This is a genomic window from Desulfobacter latus (genome assembly GCF_013389365.1).
GTDB classification, from domain to species: Bacteria; Desulfobacterota; Desulfobacteria; order Desulfobacterales; family Desulfobacteraceae; genus Desulfobacter; species Desulfobacter latus.
Window position 1 is genome coordinate 1 of the sequence record NZ_JACADJ010000070.1, and the last position, 21401, is coordinate 21401.

The 21401-nt window shown below is 48.2% G+C and carries 15 protein-coding genes; all 15 read left to right on the forward strand.

Annotated elements, in window-relative coordinates; genetic code table 11:
- Positions 1–395: hypothetical protein (locus HXW94_RS15395; protein ID WP_218576754.1), on the forward strand; the 395-nt coding region annotated here is incomplete at its 5' end.
- Positions 396–484: 89 nt separating this feature from the next.
- Entirely contained in the window at positions 485–1330 is an 846-nt protein-coding gene (nfo, locus tag HXW94_RS15400; protein ID WP_178367800.1) for a deoxyribonuclease IV, read from the forward strand.
- Positions 1331–1376: 46 nt separating this feature from the next.
- Positions 1377–1703, forward strand: coding sequence for a DUF1722 domain-containing protein (locus tag HXW94_RS15405; protein WP_281357851.1), 327 nt, complete (start codon positions 1377–1379; stop codon positions 1701–1703).
- Positions 1704–2113: 410 nt separating this feature from the next.
- Complete coding sequence (locus tag HXW94_RS15410; protein WP_178367788.1) at positions 2114–2845, forward strand: PaeR7I family type II restriction endonuclease; 732 nt, start codon at positions 2114–2116, stop codon at positions 2843–2845.
- Positions 2845–3819, forward strand: coding sequence for a DNA methyltransferase (locus tag HXW94_RS15415; protein ID WP_178367789.1), 975 nt, complete (start codon positions 2845–2847; stop codon positions 3817–3819). Before HXW94_RS15410 ends, HXW94_RS15415 begins: the two co-directional genes overlap by 1 nt.
- Positions 3820–3927: 108 nt before the next feature.
- On the forward strand, positions 3928–7167 hold the full coding sequence (locus HXW94_RS15420; protein WP_218576755.1) for a helicase-related protein: 3240 nt from the start codon (positions 3928–3930) through the stop codon (positions 7165–7167).
- Positions 7168–7169: 2 nt separating this feature from the next.
- Entirely contained in the window at positions 7170–8978 is a 1809-nt protein-coding gene (gene drmB, locus HXW94_RS15425) for a DUF1998 domain-containing protein (protein WP_218576756.1), read from the forward strand.
- Positions 8959–10137, forward strand: a complete 1179-nt coding sequence (locus HXW94_RS15430; RefSeq protein ID WP_178367792.1) for an AAA family ATPase — start codon at positions 8959–8961, stop codon at positions 10135–10137. Before drmB ends, HXW94_RS15430 begins: the two co-directional genes overlap by 20 nt.
- 7 nt (positions 10138–10144) lie before the next feature.
- Positions 10145–11761: a hypothetical protein gene (locus HXW94_RS15435; protein WP_178367793.1), complete on the forward strand. Its 1617-nt coding sequence runs from the start codon at positions 10145–10147 to the stop codon at positions 11759–11761.
- Entirely contained in the window at positions 11758–13455 is a 1698-nt protein-coding gene (locus HXW94_RS15440; protein ID WP_178367794.1) for a nuclease-related domain-containing DEAD/DEAH box helicase, read from the forward strand. Before HXW94_RS15435 ends, HXW94_RS15440 begins: the two co-directional genes overlap by 4 nt.
- Positions 13456–13901: 446 nt before the next feature.
- Entirely contained in the window at positions 13902–14384 is a 483-nt protein-coding gene (locus tag HXW94_RS15445) for a PilZ domain-containing protein (RefSeq protein ID WP_178367795.1), read from the forward strand.
- Between the two features lie 192 nt (positions 14385–14576).
- Complete coding sequence (locus HXW94_RS15450; RefSeq protein ID WP_178367796.1) at positions 14577–16385, forward strand: SLC13 family permease; 1809 nt, start codon at positions 14577–14579, stop codon at positions 16383–16385.
- Positions 16386–16513: 128 nt separating this feature from the next.
- Entirely contained in the window at positions 16514–16870 is a 357-nt protein-coding gene (locus tag HXW94_RS15455) for an ABC transporter substrate-binding protein (protein WP_178367797.1), read from the forward strand.
- A 24-nt stretch (positions 16871–16894) separates the two neighbouring features.
- Positions 16895–18166 carry a methyl-accepting chemotaxis protein gene (locus HXW94_RS15460; RefSeq protein WP_178367798.1) on the forward strand — a complete coding sequence of 424 codons (1272 nt, stop codon included), beginning with the start codon at positions 16895–16897 and terminating at the stop codon, positions 18164–18166.
- A gap of 149 nt (positions 18167–18315) precedes the next feature.
- Positions 18316–21303 carry an excinuclease ABC subunit UvrA gene (uvrA, locus tag HXW94_RS15465; protein ID WP_178367799.1) on the forward strand — a complete coding sequence of 996 codons (2988 nt, stop codon included), beginning with the start codon at positions 18316–18318 and terminating at the stop codon, positions 21301–21303.
- Positions 21304–21401: the final 98 nt, after the last annotated feature.

The window sequence follows — 21401 nt, forward strand, 5'->3', positions numbered from 1 at the left end:
GGACGACCAGGGGACTTCACAAAACGCATTGGCTCGATGCCGCCTGTGTCGGGAAAAGCACACCTGAAAAGATTTTTCAGATCGATAAGGCCGTGTTGATTGTAAAGGCAGACGGTCATGGCTCAAGGCAGATGTGCAGGGTAAACAAGTTCGGATTCCCCCGGACAACAGCAAAGTCAACTGAAAAAAAAATCAAAGGATTTCAGACGGGCGACATTGTCAAGGCGGTTGTCACTTCCGGCAAAAAGGTTGGAACGTACATCGGACGTGTCGCTGTCAGAAAAAGCGGATCGTTTAACATTAAAACAGTGGACAAAACAGTACAGGGCATTAACTGGAAATACTGCAGACTGCTTCACGCATCTGACGGCTATTCCTACAATACGACGTGCTAAGGTCCGGTACCTGGACTACTAAATTATTATAAGGAGGGCGGCAATTCCTCCCCTGCGCTAAAGACTCAGGGGGTTCCTTGCCGCATTTTATGAAATATATAGGCGCCCATGTGAGTGCTGCAGGCGGCGTTGAAAACGCGCCGGTCAATGCCCAGAAAATCGGCGCATCCTGTTTTGCACTTTTTACAAAAAATCAGCGGCAGTGGCAGGCCAAGCCCTTATCAGACAAAAACATCAATGAGTTTAAAGCCAACTGCAGTGCTTTGGGTTTCGGGCCCGGTCAAATTCTTGCCCACGACTCCTACCTCATCAACCTGGGTCATCCGGAACAAGCCGCCTTGGAAAAATCCAGACTTGGGTTCATCGATGAAATGCAGCGATGTCATCAGCTTGGTATTGCCATGCTTAATTTCCATCCGGGGTCAACCTTAAAAAAGATCAGCATGGATGACTGCCTGGCAACCATTGCCGAATCCATTAACCTTGCCCTTCACAAGGTCCCGGACGTTATCGCCGTGATTGAAAATACCGCAGGCCAGGGAAGCAATGTGGGATTTGCCTTTGAACAGATAAAGGCCATTATCGATAAGGTGGCAGACCACTCCCGCATCGGGGTGTGTATCGACACCTGCCACGCCTTTGCTGCCGGTTATGACTTTGTCTCCCAGGAAGGGTATGAAAAAACCTGGGACCTGTTTGACGCAATGATCGGCTTTGAAAAATTAAAGGGCATGCACCTGAACGATACCAAAAAGCAGATTAACTCCAGGGTAGACCGGCATGAAAGCATTGGAAAGGGACAACTTGGCCTTGCCGCTTTCCGGCACATCATGGAAGACAAACGCCTGGACAATATTCCCATGATTCTGGAAACACCGGACAATAACATATGGGCCAAAGAAATCTCCCTGTTAAAATCGCTGATCAAGCCTTAAGTTCCATAATGCCCAGCAGATATGGCGTCAGCACAAATACGCCGTTATGGCCCGGAATGTGTCCTTGTACAAAAAAATCGGTGCAGATGTGGCCCGCATGAGCCCCCGGGATGATTTCAGCGGACTGGCCCGTTTTTTGGTGGAAACCTTGAGAACGCCGCCATCCCAGGACGGATTAAAAAATGCCCTGCAGCATATGTGGGGGTATGTGTCGGACAGATATGAAGCATCTCGGGTGCCTTTGCACGCATGGCCCCTCACCGATCTGCTGGCTCAAATTCAGGATCTGACATTCAAACACAGCCAGCCGTATTTGATGGAATCCGTTGCGCTAAGCGAGCTTGCAGTGTGGATAAAGGACAATCGCATGTAAGGCCAGCGTGAAAAATACTGTGACCCTGTATACTTGATTTGTTATTGCTGAGAGCCTGTTTGATAATTAGGGGATCGAAGCGAAATTTCATGGAATTGCAGCCGATTCATCAATTATCAAACAGGCTCAGAGAGGTTCTGAATTTTAAATAGTCTGATCAAATACCATAAGTACTTATTCAATCAACTATTTGGCAATTAAAAAAACTTTGCAAGCTTTTCCAGATGATGTTAATCATCCATGATTTATTTTTGAAACATTTATGCAGATCTGGTTATTCTTACTTTTCGGATGTTATCCCGTTAGATAAGTGAATACGGAAGATAAACAGAAACCACAGATCACTTTGTTGGCCGGATTGAATAATTTATGTTTGCCAAATATAATAATAATGATAGGGTTGAATAGTTATGACTTTAAAAATACCTGAAAATCTTGAAGAAATGATAGGAGCCGCAGTATCCCATTACTGGAACACAAGACTTTCACAACAAGAAAAACAAAAGGGGAGTGGGAAAGTCGATTATGGCCTTCGCGGCGCTGTAACCGGCGGTGCTCAAATGGTTGGTTTTATAGAGCTTTTTGCACGACTTATTCTTTCTACAGGCTTAGGTGCCGATTTTATTCAAAGAAAAGGCGCACTTGAACTGCCTGGATATTTCCGACCGACAAAGGAATGGGACCTTCTCGTTGTAAAGGATGGAAGACTTATTGCTGCAATTGAAGCAAAATCACAAGTAGGCCCTTCATTTGGTAACAACTTCAATAATCGGACTGAAGAGGCAATGGGCAGTGCTCTTGATTTATGGACTGCATATAGAGAGGGAGCATTTCATGCAAGTCCACAACCTTTTTTGGGATATTTCTTTATGCTTGAAGACTGTCAAGCATCAACAAAACCAGTTCGTGTCAGAGAACCTCATTTCCATGTATTCCCAGAATTTAAAGGTGCTTCGTATATGAAACGATATGAGATTTTCTGTAGAAAACTTGTATTAGAGAGACACTATACAGCGTCGGCTTTCATAACTTCAAATCGCACTGATGGCCCAGAAGGGATATCTACAACTCCTTCTGAAGAATTATCTGTTAAAAATTTTGCACAGGCAATAATAGCACATGTTGGAGGATTTATTTCATAGTGCAAAATACAACAATTCACAGATTAATCAATGGCGATGCAAGAGACCTTTCGTTTTTACCAGATGAATCTGTTCATCTTGTTCTTACGTCTCCGCCTTACTGGAATTTAAAAAAATACAACGACAATCCAAATCAATTAGGCCACATCGAGGATTATGAATTCTTTTTGAACGAAATAAAAAGGGTATGGGAACATGTGTTTCGGATTTTAGTTCCAGGCGGTAGGCTTGTTTGTGTGGTTGGGGATGTTTGTGTTTCCAGGCGAAAATTTGGTAGGCACCTTGTTTTTCCACTTCATTCAGACATTTGTGTACTTTGTAGAAAAATCGGTTTTGACAACCTAAATCCCATAATTTGGCATAAAATAGCGAATGCATCATATGAGGTTACCAATGGATCAAAGTTTCTTGGCAAACCCTATGAACCGAATGCAATAATAAAGAATGATATTGAATTTATTCTTATGCAAAGAAAACCAGGAGGGTATAGGAAACCTACGAAGAAACAACGTGAAAAAAGCATGATAAGCAAATCAGATTTTAATCGTTGGTTCCAGCAAATTTGGAACTTGCCAGGTACATCTCTTAAAAATCATCCAGCACCTTATCCATTGGAATTAGCAAATAGATTAATAAGAATGTTTTCTTTCGTTGAAGATACTGTCCTTGACCCTTTCTGTGGTTCTGGAACTAGCATGGTTGCTGCATTAAAATGTGGGCGTAACAGTATTGGCATTGAAATAGACTCTGATTATTGCCGTATGGCTGCGCGTTACCTTAAGGCTGAAAGCCAAAATTTGCTTAATAAGTCTGAATTAAAATTCGAAAAATTGATTCACACGGAAAAGCAACTCTGCGTCAGGGAAGAACAGGAACTTTATCAAGTACGCCCGGCAAAAAAAAAGCTTGAAGAAATTGGCCAACCAAGCGCTGCACCGGACGGCAATTCCGCTGCGCTCCATTGCCGCCGGTGAGTTTTTCGGTTCACCAGGACACCCAGCAAAATTTCTAAAAATACATGCCATCGAGTAAAAAATGAGGTATGTGGAATGGTTGAAGTATAACTTGGATCTGGGTTGTTAATGGATATGATTAAAATAGACTATTCTAAATTTCGGAAAACATATATCAATTGGGTCAAGTCTCAGCTAATCGGCCCCGCCTTTAATCAAGACGATCCTTTACATGGTATCCCCCCTCTTGATCGCTATACAACAGGGATACTTTTTCCAGTTATCAAAGGGGGGGAAGGCATTGATCCCGGCTATGAAGCCAATTTCTTATTGTCCAAAGAAGATGATGAGGCTGAAGAAGAAAAGAAAGGCGCTGCCAAGCCATCTGAAAAGCGTTATCGGTATATGCCGCCCTCTTCTGTCGGATTTTCATTTTTCGTTCACGGTGAACAGATCCGTTTTCAAATTCAATATTCTGCTGTCCGATATGAGAGAGAAAAGAAACAAGGAGAAAAGGGGCGCTATGTCACCCAGAGCTGGAACCGCATTCCACTTGCAGAAAAAGAAGGAAATTTACTTAACTTTGACTTGAACGCTATCGTGCTCTCTCAGGCCAAAAATGGAAACCTGCCTGATGAAAAGACTTTAAAATTCAGGCAGGCCGTTCTTGAAAATAATGCCGTGATTGACGTTCTCGGCCGCCCCTATGCAGACGGCTGGCTTGTCACCATTACGCTGTGTAATTCAGCCCTGGTTTCAATTGACGGAACTGCTGAAGAATGGATTGATGCCAAAAACCATTCCTCATTGTTCGAGGCCGCGCTCTCCTGTACTTTAGATAAAGGCGAAGTGGGAACTTATCCCAGGGTCGATCCGCAACTGCTCAGCGCCGAAGAGCAGGAGCTTGACCTGCAATACAGACATCATCACATTTACGCCATAGGCCATGGGGGGGCCGTGAACTGGACCCTCAAGGGAAAACGTGTAAATGAAATCAGGACCGAATTTATACCTTCAGTTGAAGTCCCTCATGTGACAGCCGATGTCAGTGAAACCGACGGGGATATCTTATGCCTTGAAGCTTTGGCCTGCTGCCGGAAAAATTTAAAAAACGTCACCAGAGAGCTAATCCATTTTGTCGACCAATACGGTAAATGGATAAAGGCCCGAGAACAGGAACTTTCAGATTTTTCTTTAAAGGAAAAAGATGCAGCCCAAAGGATCGTTCTGCGTATGGGCAAGGCATTGAAGCGTATGAAAACAGGGGTGGCCATGATCGCTAATAACTCCTGTATTGCACAAGCCTTTGAAATCGCGAACAGGGCCATGTTAAGCCAGATGATGCAACATGATAAAGTCTTAAAAAATGAAAAAGGAGCCGATTCCTATAAATGGCGGCCTTTTCAACTGGCTTTCATCCTGACGACTCTAGAATCTGCAGTAAATGAAGATTCCATGGACCGGGACAGGGTGGATCTGATCTGGTTTCCCACAGGTGGTGGAAAAACCGAGGCCTATTTAGGACTTACCGCCTTTGTTATTGCCTGGCGGCGTTTGACAAATCCTGCATCTGGCGGCGGTACCAGCGTGCTGATGAGGTATACCCTGCGCCTTTTGACATCCCAGCAGTACCAGCGCGCCACACGGTTGGTCTGTGCATTGGAACTGATCCGGCAAAATCATCCGGAACTTGGCAAAGAGCCTATCACCATAGGCATGTGGGTAGGCCAGGCCACAAGCCCGAACACTTATAAACAAGCCCACGAGCTGATAGTCAAAGCATCCCGGGGCAAAGGAGATCCACCCGGCAAACTGGTCTTGGATGCTTGCCCTTGGTGTCTCAAACCGTTCAAAGCCCCTGATAATTTTCACGCGTCCCCTTCGAAATTCCATTTCTTTTGCACCAACCCTGCCTGTGATTTTGGGGGTAATGAATCAGGAATAATTCCCTGCCAGGTAGTGGATGAAGCGCTTTATGCCCAGCCTCCGACATTTTTAATTGCAACCATTGACAAGTTTGCCAGGCTGGCCTGGGAAGAGCGGACAAACTCTTTTTTCGGGAAGGGGGTGAACCGTCCTCCGGAACTGGTGATTCAAGATGAACTCCACCTGATATCAGGTGCGTTGGGATCCATTGCCGGCCTTTATGAAGCAGGCTTGGACACCGTTTTGATTCATTTGGGGATACGTCCTAAATATATTGCGTCCACAGCAACCATCCGAATGGCTGAAGAGCAGGTGAAGCGGCTTTATGGTAAACCCGTTTCCGTATTCCCGCCTCCAGGGCTTGACTGCGATGACTCCTATTTTGCTCGCACCATCCCCCTTGATGTAAGGCCCGGCAGGCTTTATCTGGGGTATCTGGCGCCAGCGCTCAACCGGCGGCAGTGTATGGCTCCGTTAGCTTCAACCCTTATGGCCGCACCTGAGGTCCTGTTTGAAAACGGGCACATAGATCAGGATGCGCTGCTGGAGGCATGGTGGACATTAATGATATACCACGGCAGCCTGAAAGGAGTGGGAAACAGTCATAATCTTTTTAATGTAGATATTCCCCGTCATTTTAAACGGCTGAAAGATGAGGCGGCAGCCTTAGGATTCAAGATTGACCGGACACCGAAACAAATATCCCAGCTGACCAGTGTATCCACTGCCCAGGAGAATGCCGAAACCTTTGCACGGCTTGAACGCCCAAGAACTGACGAGCTATGCCTTGATGCAGCCTTGGCTACTAATATGATTTCAGTGGGGCTCGATGTTTCCAGGCTGGCACTGATGATCGTCAATGGTCAGCCCCTGACAACTGGTGAATATATCCAGGCCAGCAGTCGGGTCGGCAGAAGTCAGGTGCCGGGGATTGTTTTCACCAATTTTTACAGGGATCAGGCAAGAAGCCTGTCCCATTACGAGAATTTCAGAGCCTTCCATGAATCCTTCTATCGATTTGTGGAGCCGACCAGCATTACCCCCTTTACATTTCAGGCAAGAAGACGGGCACTCCATGCTGCTCTTGTCATTGCCGTGCGCCATGGCTGCCCGTCTTTGTTGAAAAACAATTGTGCTCAGGCGTTTGACCCGGAAAACCCGGCCATCTGCAAGATCATTGAAACGCTCAAACTAAGGTGTTCATTTGCGGACAAGGAGAGGGCAAATGAGATTAAACGCCACATCGACCGGCTTTCACAGGAATGGCAAAGTGAAGCAGCCCACTGCCGATCCGTAAAACGCCAGCTGGATTATTCCGCACCTCAAAATATTAACAACACAAACCGCTTGATTTATGCCCATGATGATAAAATCAAAGGGCTGTGGCCAACCCTTAATTCCATGCGCAATGTCGAGCACACGGCATTGCTCAAACCATTATAGCCATGCTTCATACCCATATTCCCATACGTTTGTCACATATACTGCGATATTGCACTGTAGGGTCAGTCATACGCGGTCCGGAATATCTGATGACCCCCAAAGATATCCGGTCTTGGACCGACCGCAACGGCCGGACTGCGGCCCGCCTGATACCTTATGTGGACCAAGTGCGCAGTGCCCTCGGCATTGCACAGGAACTGAGGGAGCCGCCAATCGCAAGTGAGCTTGAAAACGGGACTGCAGACGGCATCTGTATCCCTGCACTGCGTTTCCCGTCCTGGATGCGTTGCCCTAATCCCCGTTGCGGCAGGCTGTACTGCCGGCCCTGGCGAGACAACCCTCAAAGCAGTTGGCAATGCACCGGATGCGATAAACATACGGAACTTGAGCAGGTGCCGTGGGTTTTTGTCCATGCGGACGGGCATATGGCAGATGTTCCCTGGCATCGCCTGGCCCATGCCAATGCCGCCACCCAGGATCAGAAACAATGCCGGCCGGATTGGAATACGGCATATCTCAGGCTGGTTGAACTTCCGGGATCAAAATATGAGCTGATTTGCGAACGATGCGATGCCCGCGCGCCATTTCATACCGGCATCAGGAATATGTACGGGAAATTGCGACGGCAGCCCTGGCTTGCCGAAAGTGTAGGAGAACATTGCCAGGAGCTGGAACACCACAACGAGCCGGCCCAGGTGCTGACGGTCAACGACACCCGCGTTCACAGCCCGCAAACCATGACTGCTCTTATTATTCCGCCTGAATCCCGGATACGCAGAGGCAGCCTGGTAGACCGGTTATATACAAATTCCAGAATTCGCAAAGAAATTGATAGCCGTCTGAACCCGCTGCAAAAAAAAAGCATGTTATGGCGGCTGGCCGATGAATTTCGCTGCAAAACATCGGATGTTAAAAGGGCCATTGAGGATATTGATCGTGGATATCCTTCTTATGGCCAGCACCTGACTCCCGGCCTTCTTTTGGAAAAGGAATACCAGGCATTAATAGACACCATTCCGGATTTGTTTGATGATGAGGATTTTGTCACGCGTCACTATACAGACAGTCTGGAAAAAATGGACCTTGAAAAAGATTCACAACCCTGGCGGATTAGAGCTGTTCTGGACCAGGTCACTGCAGTCACCCGATTAAAGGAAATTCTTGTTTTAAAGGGGTTTCAACGGCTGGGCGGCACCCTTGTTCCACCGGACATCATTGGCGAGGCAGACTGGCTCCCGGCCCTGGAATTATACGGGGACGGTATTTTTTTCAGGCTTAACGAGGCGTTTTTAAACCGCTGGGAACAACTACCCCGGGTGGTCGCCAGAATTCAACCGTTGAAAAAACGCTTCGAAAGATCAGGCATCAAATTCGATCCTGACGTGATTGTTTCTCCCAGATTTATTCTGCTCCATACCATTTCCCATCTTTTGATACGGCAGCTTGAAGCCCAGGCAGGATATCCGGCAGCCTCCTTGAAAGAAAGGATATACAGCAAACCAGGGGAAAACGCCATGGCAGGTATCCTTATTTACGTTGCCGTCCCGGATGTGGAAGGTTCACTCGGCGGACTTTGTGAACTGGCTGAGCCCAAAAGATTTTTAAGGTTGATGTGCAAGGTATTTGATCATGCCCAATGGTGTTCACTTGATCCGGTCTGTTCCGAACATGAGGGACAAGGCCCCAATCTTTTGAACCGTGCAGCCTGCCATGCCTGTGTTCTGATCCCAGAGCCCAGTTGCGCTTATGGAAACACCCTTCTGGACAGAGGGCTGGTAAAGGGAGGAGACGATGGCCGGTCGTTTGTTTGAACTGCCCGGTATCCAGGACCTCAGTAAAGAACAGGAGGCTGCCAGAGCCCTGCCAAAAAAAGGGCAGCATCTTGTTATCGGAGGACCTGGTACCGGAAAATCCGTCCTTGCCCTCCTCAGGGCGAGGCGGCATGCCAAGGCCAAAGAGTCCCATGTCTTTCTGGTCTTTAACCGGTTGCTCCATGAGGCAAGCTGCCATCTTGGCGGAAGCGACATTCACTGCCAACAGTGGATGAGCTGGTTTTTCAAGATATTTAAGGAGATAACAAAAAACGAGGTTCCCCGAATACAGATTATACCAGGTTCATCTTGGCGGGATATTGATTGGGAAACAGTCCACGACATTATGCGAAACCTGGAAAAAGCCCCCTCGCCAAAAGATGATTATCTGATTATTGACGAAGGCCAGGATATGCCGCCAGACTTTTATAAGACTCTGGCAGGTCTTGGTTTCGAACATTTTTTTGTTGTGGCGGATCAAAATCAGCAGATCGTAGCCGGCAAGAACAGCAGTCGCAGGGACATTGAACTTCAACTGGCCATCGAGCCCCAAATGGTGGTTGAATTAAAACACAACTTTAGAAACACCACCGCCATCGCCAATCTTGCAGGAGAATTTTATACAGGGGAAACATCAAGCCCCAAAGTGATCTCCCCTTCAGGCACAGGCGCGAATTTACGCGTCCCAATTCTTTTTACTTACTATGATAACCAGTTCAGCCATATGATAAAACGGATCTTGAAACTTTCGGATAGAGAACCTTCAAAACTTATTGGTGTGATTGCACCCAATAATGAGGTTCGAAACCGTTTTTTCAATGCCCTGCAAACCCTTTCAGGCAGACTTGAACTGGACAATGATTCCATTGATATCAGGACCTATTGTTCGGAAAATCGTTCCGAGGTAAAATTTCATGAAGGCGGTATTATGGTGATCAATGCCCAGGCCTGCAAAGGCCTTGAGTTTGACCATGCATTCCTGGCCGATATTGACGCCCACCGGTGCTATCGTGAGGATACGGTTTCATTGAAACGCCTTTTTTATGTGATGACAGCCCGGGCCAGGGAGAACCTCACCTTGCTAAGGTCTGCCAAGGGATCTTCTCCTGTCGATGCAATTTTACCCCAAAATTTTAATCTGCTTAAACACTATCCATGAGGCGTATATGAACATAAGGCCTAATTTATTATCTGATTCAGTCATTGAGGATCCAACGCCGATTGACTGGTATTTTGTGACGAATCATCTGAACCTGTATTATATGATGGGCGCTGGTATGTTTCTACCTGATAACGGGTTCGGGAAAAAATACTATACAGACATTCTGTCCAAATTTCCGGGCAACCTGGTATTTTTCGCCAACAAGATCCCCGAAGGGGCCGTCGACATGAGTGTCCAGGAAGCTGCTCACCTGATTCCCTGTGTTGCCCAGGTCAGCATGAAAAGTTTAAAAGGCCCTGTCAATACAATTGACGGATTTGGAACCATCCGGCAGAATGTCACTTTCCCCTTTGAGCTTTCCGGCGATGAAGGAGCAGTCATCTTCCCTGCACCGATTCCGATCTCATGGTTGAAAACCATTCACTTCAACTCCAGATCAGATATGATGAAATTCAAGGAAGGGGCTCAAGATTTTAACAATATCGATCCCAGCCTGTTTATGACAAAGGTAAAAAAAGACATTTTTAAAAAAAACAAAAAGACAAAACCGGAAGACATTTTTAATGCATCTGATCCGTTTCCGTGGACAAAAGCCCAGAGTATTGTCCACAAGGTGCAGGCTGACATTGACACCGCCTTGGCTGCAGGCGGCGTTTTGGCCGCTCTCTACGCAATGGCAGACCGGGCTGAACTCCAGGCAGTCGCTTTCCGATCCGCTTTTGAACTGCCTACCCATTCGGCGGACGCCGAACTGGACTCCCTGATTTTCCCTCTCTGGTCATGGCCCGATGAGCTTCCCGGTCATGCCGCAGGCAATCGTCTGCCGCATAAGATGTTCTGGGGTACGGTAAACGCTATTGCAAAAGATGCATATCCCAAAAATTCAAAAGATGTTGTCCTGTCCTTTTTAAATCATGTTGTCGATACATGGCAGGAAGTAGCAGATAATGAAAAAGCCAAACAGGCGATTAAAAAACTTGTACAAGAGCTTTCTGATTTAGGCGGAAGCTCGGATTATACCATTTCCGAATTGCTTGACCTTCATTCCAAACCTTTTTCAAGAGCGGTGATTCTCTTTTTTTTGAGAAAAGACTTAAGGGAACTGCTGGAATTCAACCACGACAAATTGAACCATAACGATTTGATCAGCGCTGCAGTCCTATTTGGTGCCAGAGACGGGTGGATCTCCATAGAGGGGGATTTAAGGGGAACGCCGCAATTGCAGAATTCGATTGTTCACCGTATGGCGGCATTAGCCCACAAGACCTCCGGCACATCCCTGGATTTGGGTCTGCAACCTGAACCACCGGCTATATTTCGTGATCTGTTTAAGCCCCATGAGGATAAATGGACCGCAAAACAAAAAAAAGCCGCATTGATCCTGGCAAAATTTAAAAAATGGGACTGCATTCAAACTGTAATCAACTTAGGTCATGGAGACTATACCTTTACATCAAACAGAGCAGGTCTTCAAATCGTTCTGGATGGTATGGAAAAAGGGGTAACCCACAAGGTGGATCGTCCACTATTTTTAAAGCATCTTTATAAAGAATTATCCCAAAAGACCATCACCGGCCGAATCAATGATGAGGTCAGAAAGATTCTGGACAACACCAAATGAGAATGATCCCGGCATCTCCTCATGGAACCGGCAGCATGGCGGAAAAAAGGGTATTCGACCGCCTGAAGAACATCATTAACGATCCGGAAGATGGACCGATGACCGCCTATCACTCCTTGAACCTGACAGACCACAGGCGTAAACGGTTTGGAGAAATTGACTTTTTGATATGCGGTAGGCCGGGGCTCCTTGTTCTTGAGGTTAAAGGCGGCAAGATCAGCTGCCGGAAAGGTGTCTGGACGTACACAGACCGGTACGGGGTTGAAACTCGTTCGGTTGAAGGGCCTTTCAAACAGGCCCAGTCTGCCCTCCACGGGCTGATGACAAAATTAAAAACTCAATTCGAAACCAGTCGGTTATCCCGTTTGCCCATCGGATACGGCATCCTTTTCCCCGATTGTGAATGGCACCAAAATGGTGCGGAATGGGATAATTTTACCTTGCTGGACTCCCGGTCGTTCAACAATCTCGAAAATTGGTTGAACAATTTATTTTCACACTGGCGGAAGCGGCAGACTTCAGCCCGAGGTCCGGATAATGATTTTTTAAATGAATTGACTGAATATCTTAGACCGGAATTTGAAACTGTGGAAACCTTGTTCAGTCAAGTCGGCAATGTCGGTGAAAAGGTAACCAGATTAACACAAGACCAGATGATATTTGTTGATGTCATTGAAGCAAATAAAAAAGTTCTTTGCTCTGGTGGGGCAGGTACTGGAAAAACTTTTCTTGCTTTGGAACTGGCACGGCGGTGGACCTATACTGGGAAAAAGGTAGCAATGCCTTGTGGTTCCAAGTGGTTGAAACGATATCTTGAAACCAGATTTACCATCCCAGGGTTGACATTGACAACTGTTTCGTCACTTGAACTTGAAGCCGGGCGATCTGGGCTCAATCAGTTTGATGCCATGATTGTGGACGAGGGCCAAGACATTTTCCACCAATCGGACCTAAAAAAATTGGATTGTTTTCTTAAGGGCGGCTTGAAAGACGGTCAGTGGTGTATTTTTCACGATTTGAACAATCAAGGCAATTCGGTAAACAAACCAGACAAAGGCGTTTTAAAATTTCTTGAAACCCTTGACCCGGCATTGGTTCCGTTAAATACGAATTGCCGTAATACCTTGAATATAATTTGCGAAGTAAAAAAAAGACTCGGTGCGGACATGGGAATTAAGGGCGCCGGCCATGGACCGGACGTAAGGCACAATGAGGTCTGTTCTCGAAAAGATGCAGCAAAAGCTCTTGCCGGAGAACTATCTCATATTCTGGCGTCTGGTCATATCCCCAGCGGCAGCATTACAATTTTATCTCCCCTTCCTTTTCCGGAATCTGCTGCAAGCCTGTTACCTCCTGAATTGAGAGAACAAATATGTGTACTGGATGAATTTGCCATGCGCAGTTTCCCACCCCTGAAAATAAGTTTTGCACAAATTCATCAATTCAAAGGTCTTGAGAATGACGTTGTTATATTGGTAGATGTTGCACCGCCAGATCGTTTAAAAAAAGAAGGCTCCATCCACTATATCGCCATGAGCCGTCCCCGTTCTTTGTTGTCAATGATTTTTACCGTTATAAACAGTGAAAGGACCACAAAATTTGATGCACCCAAATCAACAATCCAAATGAAGACGGATAAACCGCTTATTTGGCATCGCTCACGCCGGCTCCGCCGCCGTGAATCGGGGTGCTGACGTCGTCCAGCACCCCGATTACATTTCGTTTATGAATAGATTTTTAAACACCATAATCCAGTTGTTTTCCAAGGACCGCCTTGGAAAAAATGTTCAAGCTGATTATAGGCCTGCAGCGCTTTGGGTTTCGGGCCCGGTCAGATTCTTGCCCATGACTCCTACCTTATCAATCTGGGCCATAATGGGCAACTTGGCCTTACCGCTTTCCGGTACATCATGTATGTAAACAAATTATGTCATAATAAGTCAAATGTCTCAGTTTGATAAAAAACAACTTATTAAGACTCTATTGAGGAAAATATCCAGCAGATATGGCGTCAACACAAATACGCCGCGCAACCTTTTGATTCTTGAAAAACATATTATATTATCGTATAGTTTTATTTCGTTCAAGTCCTATTGGGCCTGAACGAAGAATTATATATAATTGGGTGAAATAGTAACGGATGACAATACCAAAGGTTTTTGTAAACTCGAATATGACGGCTACCTTTGCCTGTGAATCATGCGGAGAGCTTCACACCAAGGATGTGTCTAAATTCGTTGGTCACAAAACCCGGGTTCGGTTGAAATACAAATGCAAGTGCGGGCATACTTTCAGCGTGTTCTTAGAAAGACGGCGGGGCGTCCGCAAGGAAGTTTTTTTTAAAGGGCTACTTATCCAGAACCAGAAGGCATACCGCGGTGTGATTACGGACATGTCCCTCAACGGTATCCGGTTTAAAACCACGGACAAGGCCCGGATCGAAGAGGACACCGTGGCTGAGGTCAAGTTTACCCTGGACAACCGAAGCCGCTCCGAGGTTCTCAGACCGATAAAGATCCGAAAAGTATTTTCCGAAAACTGTTTGGGCTGCGAATTCGTGGACACCAATCATTTTGACGATCTGGGAAAGTACTTTTTGTTTCATTTTGACCAGAAGAAGTGATACCCGGCCAGGCTGGAGACCCTGGGCTGGATGAATTACGGCTGGGCACTCAGCAAACGCCACCAGCTTCTATCCGCAGAGATGAAGTTACGGGGGGATAATGATAAATCCTCTGTACACACCCGGAAAAACAAAGACCTATGGCCTGATACATTTGGGAAAGAATAAATATAACATGGAGGGTCATAAAATTTGGATATCCACGCCTGGATCGCCGTAGCTACGCTGCTGACGGCCATGGTTCTTTTTATCAGTAAGCTTATTCCTCTTGAGGCTACTGCCCTTTCGATCCCGGTTGTGCTTGCGGTCACCGGGACCGTCAATCCTGCTGAGGCAGCCCTCCGCGGGTTCGGTAACAGCGCGGTGATTGCCCTCGGGGCCATATTCGTGCTTTCGGCCGGGCTTCAGGAGAGCGGTGTGGCTACCCTGATGGGGAGAATGCTTGAGCGGTTCGGTGGCAAAAAAGAGTGGCGTCTGGTTTTGCTGATCATGGTCACGACCTGCGTTCTCTCCGCAATCATGTCAAACGCGGCCACCGTTGCGGTTTTTCTGCCGGCTGTTTTGGTACTCTCGCGCCGGGCAAACATTTCCCCTTCTCGATTAATGATGCCCCTGGGGTATTCGGCGATTCTCGGCGGCACGCTTACCTTGATCTCGACAACTCCCAACCTCATCCTTGGAAGTGAGCTTGAACGCCTTAGCAGCGGAGAGAGATCCCTTGGAATGTTTGAGTTCGCTGTTTTAGGCATTCCCATCTCGGTTATCGGCATCGTCTACATGGCTCTGGTCGGGACCCGGTTACTCGGAAAGAGTGGTCTGGACAGCACCCCCAAGGCCGGCAGCTTCCAAGATCGGTTGAAAAAACGGTACAATCCCGAAAAAAAACTTTTCAAATTGACCATTCCATCGGGGTCTGAGTTGGCCGATAGCACGATTGAAAAGGCGAGCCTTGGAAAGCGATTCCAGATCGAGGTTATCCAAATCGTCCGCAAAAAGGGGTTTAGAAAACAATTCATAGACATCCAGCCGGATATTAAGATGAATGCCGACGATGTTCTTTTTATCGAAGGAAGGTACCAAGATGTTCAAAAACTTGCCAAAGTACACGCATTGCCCATTAAAATTGCAACTGAGGTCGAGTTGGAGGGTCTGAGAGGACGGGGGATCAATATGGCTGAGGTTTTAATCTCACCTCACTCGGCCTTCCTTGACAGAACCCTGATCGACATCAGTTTTCGAAGCGTGTTCGGACTATCCGTGCTTGCCATTTTAAGAAAAGGTAAAATTATCGAAAAAAACGTTGGCGCGGCCCCGTTGAAACTTGGCGATGCCCTGCTCGTATACGGCCCGGTCCGATACTTCCGAAAGCTTGAGGAAAGTGATGATCTGGTGCTTCTGGATCGGCAACAATCTGAAGAGGATGTCCGGCGCGCACCCCTCGCGCTGCTGCTTCTGGCCGTGGCCCTTTTACCGCCGGTTCTCGGATTGGTCCCGCTTGCGGTCAGTGCCCTGGCCAGTGCGCTTCTCATGGTGGCGACCGGTTGTGTCTCGCTGCGAGGCGCTAAAAAAGCAATTGATTTTCGAATCCTGCTTCTGATTATCGGTACAATTCCTCTTGGTGACGCACTGTTCCAGACCGGCGTGGCAGGTAACATGGCCGCGACGTTGTTCTCGGCGGAAATGAATTTGGGGTCGTTCTATGTTTTGGGGGTGCTGTTTGTCGTTTCCGCGCTGTTCAGCACAACATCGAACAATGCTGCCGCCGCAGTTATCCTGGCGCCGGTGGCGTATGCTGCAGCAGAATCCAGCGGTATCGATGTCGGTAAAACATTTCTCGCGGTGGCCTATGGCGCCAGTTGTGCTTTTATTCTCCCGTTCGCGCATCAATGTAATTTGATGATCATGGGTCCCGGTGGATACAAAACAAAGGATTTCGTCAAGGTCGGCGTTGGCCTGTCCCTGGTCATGGCGACGACGGCGGTTGTTCTTCTCGCTCTATAGCGTATATCAAAACAGGCGCCCTGCTTGATTGAGATTGTCAATATATACCCTGGAAAAATCTTTTATCTTCTGATCAGGAACTGTATAAGCAGCGCAGTAACAAACAGTTATTCTCTTCTCCCTGGGCAATGCGTAAGGAATTTATTGAAAATGGCGGGAAGCCTGCTGAAGGGACGTTGTTTGCCGGTACCCTGGACATCAATGCTGACGCACCAAGACTTCTGGCATTTAAGAAACGGTTTAATGCGCGGTTCAATGAGCCGGCTGACATGGCCGCGGCCCGTGGCTATGATGCGGCCATTGCTTTGAAGACCGGACTTAAAAAGACATCTTTGCTTACCGGACCATCCATCAAGCAAGCCATCCTGGAAACGGGTATCATTTACGCTCTAAACGGGGATTTTCCTATGGATAAATATGGTGATGCAAAGAGGCCCTTTCTAATTTTTAAGGTAGAGCGGGGCGAGTTCAAGCCGCAAGACTAAACGGCTAATATTTTAGGGCAAACTATGCTTTCATTTTTCGGTCGCAGTATCAAAGGTTTTTTTTTCTATGCCTTAATCTTCCTGGTTCTTTTCCCGGGTTTATGCATCGGTTTTTTTTCGCTAAGGGCTATCGAGTCCAACATAAAAGAGGACGTAAAACTCAACAACTTGTTTGTGGCCAGGTCTTTGGCTGCACAAATCAATGAAGTGCTGTCTAGAGCTGACAAGATCATTCAGGTCATTGGTCATATGGTTCAGGAAGAATCGGCAGCCGACAGGGATATGGATGCCGTGCTTGCAAGGGTTGTTGACGCTTTTCCGGCATTCTCAAGTATACAGATCCTGGATCGCCAGGGCATAGTCCGCTATTGTTCCCGTGGCCCTTATTGTTCCGTTGGATACGATCTATCAAGGCATCCCGGATATATCAATGCGCTGGAACAGGATGGCCCTTGCTGGTCCGGTACCCATATCCATATAAGGGAATCCGTTCCAAGCATCACGGTGAGCCGCCTGTTCAACAAGTATGTGATTGTCGGCTATCTGGATCTTACTGAACTTTCTCGGCATGTGGGTACCCTGACAGCCGAGGTAGGCATCGAGGCCGTGGTTCTGGACCGGCACGCCAATGTGGCCGCCTGTTCTGAGCCGGGAAAAGCAGAACACCGTGTCAACCTATCCAATCTTAATTTTGTTCGACAGGGGCTTGACGGGACCTTTACGTCCGGGCTGGGGCTTGACGATCAGGGCAACCGATCCATCATCAGCATGACTGAGGTGAAGGTTGCAGACCTGCTGACTGTAACGTTCCGGGATGCCGAACTGGCGATGGCGCCTGTCACCTATGCCCGGAAGATATTCATGATCTCCATGATTCTGGCCTGCCTGATATCTATTGGCGTGATTATTTTCATTTATCACCGTATCAAAATTCCATTAAAGGCGTTTTCCGATTATACGGACCGCGTTGCCGGCGGTGATTATGATCTATCCGCAGAAATTAGCAGGTTATCCGAATTCAGGCATCTGGAACAAAATTTTCTCTTTATGGCAGGCGCTGTTTCAGCCCGGGAAGACGACCTGAAAAAAGCGCTGGCAGATGTCAGGAAACTAAGTGGTTTGCTTCCTATTTGCGCGCGTTGTAAAAAAATTCGAGATGATAAAGGCTACTGGAACACATTAGAGGCATATATTGAAGAACACTCGGAAGCATCATTCAGTCATGGTCTGTGTGAAAAATGTTCAGACGAACTGTATGGCAAACAAGACTGGTATATTCAAATGAAAAAAAAATAATTGTTCAATCACAACATCGTGGGTCAGCAACAAAAGCCTGAAAATCAGGCCCATGGTCAAAATTAAATCTGCCGTAGAGACTCCGGACTTTACTTTTTATTGCGGGTGATTATTGTTTTCAGGGAAACCAAAAATAAAACTGGTGACCTATGAAGAAAAATACTGGTGCCGCTGTAACCCATACAGCCGATAATCATACTGCGGATAGCCCGCCCACCCTGCACCCCCTGGCAGAAGATTCCCGGTCTAAAGAACTAGACCGGATCATTGTCCGGGGTGCCAAGGAACACAACCTTAAAAATATTGATGTAGAAATTCCCAAGAAAAAGCTGGTGGTGGTGACCGGTGTGTCCGGATCGGGCAAGTCCAGCCTGGCCTTTGATACGATTTTTGCCGAAGGCCAGCGCCGGTATGTGGAGTCGTTGTCCTCCTATGCCCGGCAGTTTATCGGGCAGATGGAAAAACCGCGCTACGAAACCATCCGGGGGCTTTCGCCCACCATTGCCATTGAACAGAAGGCGGCGTCGAAAAATCCACGCTCCACCGTGGGAACCATCACCGAAATTTACGACTACCTGCGGGTGCTCTTTGCCCGGGTGGGGACCCAGTATTGCTGTAAATGCGGGAAAAAGGTGGGCCGGGGCCATGCCCAGGCCATGGTCTCCCAGATTATGGATCTGCCTGAGGGTTCTAAAATCCTGATTCTGGCGCCCATTGTGGAAAACCGCAAGGGTGAGCACCGGGAGCGCCTTGACGATCTCAAGCGCGAGGGCTATGCCAGGGTCCGGGTGGACGGGGTAGTCCAGGATCTTGAAAATGTCCAGACCCTGGCCCGGAACAAAAAACACCACATTGACGTGGTCGTTGACCGGCTGGTGGTGAAGTCCCAGGGCGCGTTTGAAAAACGGCTCACCGATTCCGTGGAATCGGCCCTGAAACTGGGTGCAGGGCAACTTATTGTCCACATGGAGGGCCGGGAAGACTTGAAAATGAGCGAGGCCCGCTCCTGTTGCGGTACTGCCTACCCCGAACTTACGCCCCAGATTTTTTCCTTTAATTCTCCTTTGGGCATGTGTCCGGACTGCAACGGCATCGGCACCCTTTTGGCCATTGATCCGGATAAAGTGGTGCCCGATCCCAATCTCTCCATCCGTGAGGGTGCGGTGGTCCCCTGGAAAAATTATTTCATTAAGAAGCCGCGGTTTAACAATGAAAATTCCTGGGGCAAAGGTCAGCTTCGGGCCATGGAGGAGCAGTGGGGTATTGATTTCGATATTCCCTGGAAAAAACTGCCCCAAAAACAGCGGGATCTGCTGCTTTACGGTTCCGACAGCAAACAGATGACCGTGAACTGGAATTCGTCAAAGATCCAGGGCAGTTTTTCCCGCACCCACGAAGGCTTGGTCCACACCCTGATGCGCCGGTACATGAATACCCAGTCCGAACATCAGAAAAAGTATTATACTGATTTTATGACCGCTGCCGGCTGCCCCACATGTAACGGGCGGCGGCTGCGGGATGAAGTTCTGCATGTCAAGATCAATGACAAATCCATTATCGATGTCACTGAGATGACCGTGAAAGCGGCCTATTCTTTTATCGCTTCCCTTGAACTGACCGGCAGCAAGAAGCTCATTGCCGCTGAACTGCTCAAGGAGATCCGGGATCGACTGGGGTTTCTGGTGAACGTCGGCCTGGATTATCTCTCCCTGGACCGGTCCGGTCCCACCCTGTCTGGCGGGGAATCCCAGCGCATCCGCCTGGCCTCCCAGGTGGGGTCTGAACTGACCGGGGTGCTTTATATTCTGGACGAGCCTTCCATCGGCCTTCACCAGAGAGACAACATTAAATTGCTGTCCACACTGAAACACCTGCGGGATATCGGCAACACCCTGCTCATTGTGGAGCATGACCAGGAGACCATGGAGGCCTCGGACTGGATTGTGGACATCGGCCCGGGTGCCGGCCACCTGGGGGGTGAAATTGTGGCCCAGGGCACACCTGAACAGATTCGGGAAAACCCGGTTTCCCTTACGGGTAAATTTTTAAGCGGCCGTGAGACCATTGCCGTGCCTGAAAAACGGAGAACGCCTGAAAGCATGGGAAACAAATGGCTCACCATCCACGGGGCATGTGAAAACAACCTGGCCGACATCACCGCCAAAATTCCTGTGGGACTTTTAACGGCCGTCACCGGCGTGTCCGGGGCCGGCAAATCCACCCTGATCAACCAGATTCTCTATCCGGCCCTGGCGGTAAAACTGCACGGTTCCCAGATACCCATGGGAAAACATAAAAAGATCACCGGGCTGTCCCATATCGATAAGGTCATCAACATCGACCAGAACCCCATCGGCCGGACCCCGCGCAGCAATCCCGCCACATACACCAAGTTATTTGACCCCATCCGGGACCTGTTTGCCATGCTGCCCGAATCCCAGGCCAGGGGATATAAAAAAGGACGCTATTCTTTTAATGTCAAGGGCGGCCGGTGCGAGGCCTGCCATGGGGACGGATACATTAAGGTGGAGATGCATTTTCTGGCCGACGTGTTTGTGCCCTGTGACGTGTGCCACGGCAAACGGTTTAACAAGTCTACCCTGGAGATTAAGTATAAGGATCACGCCATTGCCGATGTGCTGGATCTGTCCGTAATACAGGCCCGGGAGCTGTTTGACGCCCATCCCAAAATCATCCGGATTCTGGATACGCTGGTGGATGTCGGGCTCTCTTATATCAAACTGGGCCAGGCCGCCACCACCCTGTCCGGCGGCGAAGCCCAGCGGATCAAACTGGCCCGGGAGCTGGCCAGAAAGGACACCGGGGATACCCTTTATATTCTGGACGAGCCCACCACCGGGCTGCACTTCCAGGACATCCGCATGCTGCTGCAGGTGCTCCAGCGCCTCACCCATGCCGGCAACACGGTGGTGATCATTGAGCATAATCTGGATGTGATTAAGACCGCAGATTGGATTATGGATATTGGTCCCGAGGGCGGCAACGGTGGGGGGCGGATTGTGGCGGCCGGTCCGCCGGAGGATGTGGCCAAAGATTCCGGCAGCTACACCGGGCGGTATTTAATCCCGGTACTTGGTGCTAACTGTGATAGTTACCAACTCCATAGAGAAATATAGAGATTGGTCTTAAACAGGTTGATTGACTGTCAGCGGCGAACCACCTATCTCTCGAAGCGTATAGCTCAGTTCTAACCTGTCGGATGCACTACGAGCAT

Excerpts from the sequence above, each read along its gene's own strand:
- HXW94_RS15460 (WP_178367798.1), top strand. The coding sequence starts at position 16,895 with ATGCTTTCATTTTTCGGTCGCAGTATCAAAGGTTTTTTTTTCTATGCC.
- HXW94_RS15420 (WP_218576755.1), top strand. The coding sequence starts at position 3,928 with ATGGATATGATTAAAATAGACTATTCTAAATTTCGGAAAACATATATC.
- HXW94_RS15405 (WP_281357851.1), top strand. The coding sequence starts at position 1,377 with ATGGCCCGGAATGTGTCCTTGTACAAAAAAATCGGTGCAGATGTGGCC.
- HXW94_RS15435 (WP_178367793.1), top strand. The coding sequence starts at position 10,145 with ATGAACATAAGGCCTAATTTATTATCTGATTCAGTCATTGAGGATCCA.
- HXW94_RS15445 (WP_178367795.1), top strand. The coding sequence starts at position 13,902 with ATGACAATACCAAAGGTTTTTGTAAACTCGAATATGACGGCTACCTTT.
- HXW94_RS15440 (WP_178367794.1), top strand. The coding sequence starts at position 11,758 with ATGAGAATGATCCCGGCATCTCCTCATGGAACCGGCAGCATGGCGGAA.
- uvrA (WP_178367799.1), top strand. The coding sequence starts at position 18,316 with ATGAAGAAAAATACTGGTGCCGCTGTAACCCATACAGCCGATAATCAT.
- HXW94_RS15455 (WP_178367797.1), top strand. The coding sequence starts at position 16,514 with ATGCGTAAGGAATTTATTGAAAATGGCGGGAAGCCTGCTGAAGGGACG.
- HXW94_RS15430 (WP_178367792.1), top strand. The coding sequence starts at position 8,959 with ATGGCCGGTCGTTTGTTTGAACTGCCCGGTATCCAGGACCTCAGTAAA.
- HXW94_RS15410 (WP_178367788.1), top strand. The coding sequence starts at position 2,114 with ATGACTTTAAAAATACCTGAAAATCTTGAAGAAATGATAGGAGCCGCA.
- nfo (WP_178367800.1), top strand. The coding sequence starts at position 485 with ATGAAATATATAGGCGCCCATGTGAGTGCTGCAGGCGGCGTTGAAAAC.
- drmB (WP_218576756.1), top strand. The coding sequence starts at position 7,170 with ATGCTTCATACCCATATTCCCATACGTTTGTCACATATACTGCGATAT.